Origin of the sequence: Photobacterium lucens (assembly GCF_009873615.1) — a bacterium.
GTDB classification, from domain to species: domain Bacteria; phylum Pseudomonadota; class Gammaproteobacteria; order Enterobacterales; family Vibrionaceae; genus Photobacterium; species Photobacterium lucens.
In genome coordinates, this window is sequence record NZ_SSMG01000110.1 from 1 (window position 1) to 3794 (window position 3794).

Sequence of the window (3794 nt, forward strand, 5' to 3'; positions counted from 1 at the left end):
TATAAAGATTGATCAATTCTATATCTTCAATATGTAACACTTTTTTTGTGTCTACACTGATAGATAAGTAGTGGGTGATAGAAGTGTTCAAAAAGGAGAGAGTTATAATTAATGCTAAGGTAAAAATTTGCTTCTCTGATATTCTACGATAATTCTTATGTTTTCTTATCTTACTTTTCAGGTATTCGGTGGGAATTTTCATATTAGATTAAATTCCTTCTTAATTAATATGGTTGGGGGAGATAAGACAAGAGATAAAACAAGTGGCCAGTTAAACTGACCACTTTAGTTGAATTATTTATTACCGTTATAAGCGTGTGGAGATGAGTATTTCCATAAGTGGTTCCAGTACTCAGTTAATAGTTCATCCACAAAATCACCTTCCATTAAGTTATTGAATTCTGAAAGGTTGCCTGGGTAAAGGTTATCTGAACCTACAATGCACACTTCATCATCAACAATCATAATTTTGGCATGGTTGCCCGGTGCACTACCCACTCGATCATAGAAGTAACCGCTGGCGTTAATCGTTGCATAGAATGGGTGACCAATAATGCCGTTATGTGGTGGCTCTTCCGCTAATGATTTTTGTTTTAGGGTTGCAGTACGACCTTCTGGCGGTAGTTTTGGCCACTTGTAAGTTTCACCTTCAATAAAGTCACCGTCTGGGATTTTATCTGTGAAAGTAAATGGTGCAACATACAGTCGTGTTAGTGCTTCGGCACGTTGACCGTCACTATCATCAAATAGTTCATCAGTATCAACATCATGCGTCATGTAATACTCTAATAAACCATAGGTACGTACAGCACCTGAGCCAAATGAGTACTGATCACCTAATGCACCAGCACCAGCATCAAGAGGCGAAACCACTAATTGCACTTCAAGCTCTTTATTTTTTAGCAGTGCTTCAATGATCCATTGAGCAACCGAGTGATCGCGCCAGTCTTTCTTCCATGCGCTGATAATGTCTTGTTGTGACATACGAAGCACTTTCTTAGCGTTTAAGATCAGATTCTTCTTCATTAGCTCAGAGCCAATTTTGAAGTCGGTGCTGCGGTTAGGGCCTGTCCAGTATTTACCTACGGTTAGGGTACGGCTGGCATTTTTGTATTTTTCTAACTGCTCATAACTGTTGTAAACAATACGATCTTCAAACACGGGTGTATTGAGATCAGAGACAGAGCGCAGGTCAAAATCTTTAATCGCAAAGACAGGTGGTAATGGATCTAAGCTTGGGATCTTAGGATCAATGCCTGGCTGTGTTTGAGTTTCATGTACTTGTAGCAGCTTGTCTTGCTGATCACGCATGTAATCAAGTACATCATCGTTATCTAATGGATCTGATGGGAAGTCAGGTTCTGAATCACGATTTACCCACGTCATGGTGTCAAGATCAAAGGATTCTTTCGTTAATAAGAAGGTATCAGCCACCCACATCTTGTTTAAGTACAGTTGAGAGCCATAACTTACATCGCCATGATATACCGCTGATACATCGTGAACAGGTGGGTAACTTCTGAATAAGTCCATATTCAAGTTATGACCACCAGACAGTGATTCTACACCGTCAACGGCAATGATTTTTGAGTGGTTCCATGTCATCTTTGTACCATAACTTGATACAAGTTCAGGCGGTAGGAACTTTTTCTGTAGTGATTGCTCAGTACCTGCAACACGTTCGTAAAAACGACCAACGATAAATTCAGGCATAACCTCCCAATACTTAGAACGCTCTTCAACAAGGCGCTTTAAAGCATCTTGGAAATCAACCAAGTTTTCAGGCTTATAGATTGGGTAAAGTGGTGTTTGACCAAACAGGAAGCGGAACTGCGTTGGCTCTGTACGTCCCATTTTTGTTGATAGCGCGGTATCAATCGCACCCAAAATTGGCTTACCCCAGTCTGGATCTGGACAGTTTAGTGATGATAGATCACAGCGGTAACGGGCTTTTTGGATGATCTCAACCACAGCACGTTCAAATTCAGCCTGACGCTCGTAAGCGCGTGGCATGATTTCAGGACCAAAAGGTAAGCCCCATACATTTGGGGTATCTAGCAAACGAACATAGTTGTTGTCACTATCGTGAAAAAATAGATCGTTTTTCACTAGTTCGTTTTTTACAGCATCAATTTTGCTCATAGTACTTCTCTAATATTTTTAATTTTTATAGTGGTCTGAGTTGCGGTATGGCTTATAAGAACTTCCAATCCACCCAGCCTTTACCTTGACGTTCTGACGTCACTGGGTAAATCAGCTTATAAGGTGGGTTACCGACAACATCTTCCATGTAATATGAGTTCATTGGGTTATAGCCGCTGATTGATGAAATACGACGTACATATGGACGATTAGGTAATTGACTGTTACGTGTTGGACCGCCACCCATGTAATCAAATTCACGGTGGAACATATGAATATGTTTACGTAATGCAAGAACGTCTTCTTCAACAGCACAAGGCACTGAGAAATTAGAGCCCCATTGGGTTAAATAACCGCGAGCCATTTTGTAAATAAGTTCACACACAGGCGCAACGTTAGCACTGTCTTTTTTCGGATCATAAGCGCCATCAGAGGTTGTGTTACCTGCAACAGTACCATGTCGACCACGGCAAGCGTAAAGCTCGTAACCTTGTGGTTGAGCAGCTTTATCATCTGGTGCTAATGGATCTTTTTGTTGTGCATCGTCCGCCAGTACACTCCAGCCATGTTCACGTTTAATCCAGTTTGACCAAGATTGTTCATGAAGTGTAATTTCGTTGCTTTCACCACGCATGCGACCATTTGGACGAGGAACAACGGCTTGGAAAGTGTGATCGTATGATTGGACGTTGTTACACATATCCCATGCATACACACCAACATAATTTACAACATTTGGTGGTAGCTGAGTGAGCAAGCCGTACCATTCTCCTGGTCCAGGTACAGGTTCGATAGCAAAGATATTAACGGGTGTATTACGCACCTTTTCATCGCCATAAGCATATAAGAACCATGCCGCGATAATAGCTTCACAAGCACCACGGCTGTGGCCAATAAGGTTAATCGTATCGGCTTTACTTGCAGCAGCAATGTTTGCTCCATGAAGAGCAAGTGCAGGCATTGAACTGCCTTTCGCTGCTTCTATCATCGATTTTTGGTCGCCTGAAATGTAGCTACTAATATCTGACAGTAAACCCGATGGAGCCTTTAACGGCCCATTCACCATGAGGCGGCTATAGTTTGAGTTTTGCGTACCCCAATCGTTTTGTCCTACACCGCGTACACTTTTACCGAATCCATCTAGCTCTTTAATGATGCGTACTGGGATATAACCGGTTGATGGAAGATAAATATTTTTATCACTATCACTGCGTGTTACTTCACCTTCATCACGGGTACAGCTGGTACCACAGAATGAAACAGTAATTGCATTTGAGTCTTCTGACATTGAAAAACTAGGGAGAGCAGAAACAGGTGAACTTAAAAATAAACCTGCTGTACCAAATAAACCTGACTTTATGAATTGACGTCTTTTTAATTGCATGAAATTTCTTATTGAGCTTATTAATTATTATAAAGAAGCCAGTTCGGCGTAATTATTGTTATATGCCGAATCTGGCTCTTTTTTTTTATAAACGTGGCTGTTGAACTGCCCACGCTTTTTGTATGACGATTGCGGGTATTGCACGTTATTGGATAGTTAACAGTACAGTCGTCATTTTTTTGACGCATCGTATGGATTATGTCTCTTATAAACAAATACCAGCCCCCCAGACAGCAGCGAAAATGGGAATGCGGGGAGTGCGGTGAAA

Annotated in this window: 3 protein-coding genes; all 3 read right to left on the reverse strand. The window is 41.3% G+C overall.

What is annotated here, in order from left to right; genetic code table 11:
- On the reverse strand, positions 1-202 hold a 202-nt coding region (locus E5A76_RS20460; protein WP_222932509.1), incomplete at its 3' end, for a hypothetical protein.
- Between the two features lie 92 nt (positions 203-294).
- The gene (locus E5A76_RS05435) at positions 295-2142 is read right to left on the reverse strand and encodes a phospholipase (RefSeq protein ID WP_053987533.1); all 1848 of its coding nucleotides are present in this window, start codon (positions 2140-2142) and stop codon (positions 295-297) included.
- Between the two features lie 52 nt (positions 2143-2194).
- Positions 2195-3526: a hypothetical protein gene (locus E5A76_RS05440; protein ID WP_053987534.1), complete on the reverse strand. Its 1332-nt coding sequence runs from the start codon at positions 3524-3526 to the stop codon at positions 2195-2197.
- Positions 3527-3794 lie beyond the last annotated feature (268 nt).

Bases quoted from the DNA above. Each gene is read 5' to 3' on its own strand.
- E5A76_RS05435 (WP_053987533.1), bottom strand. From the start codon at position 2,142: ATGAGCAAAATTGATGCTGTAAAAAACGAACTAGTGAAAAACGATCTA.
- E5A76_RS05440 (WP_053987534.1), bottom strand. From the start codon at position 3,526: ATGCAATTAAAAAGACGTCAATTCATAAAGTCAGGTTTATTTGGTACA.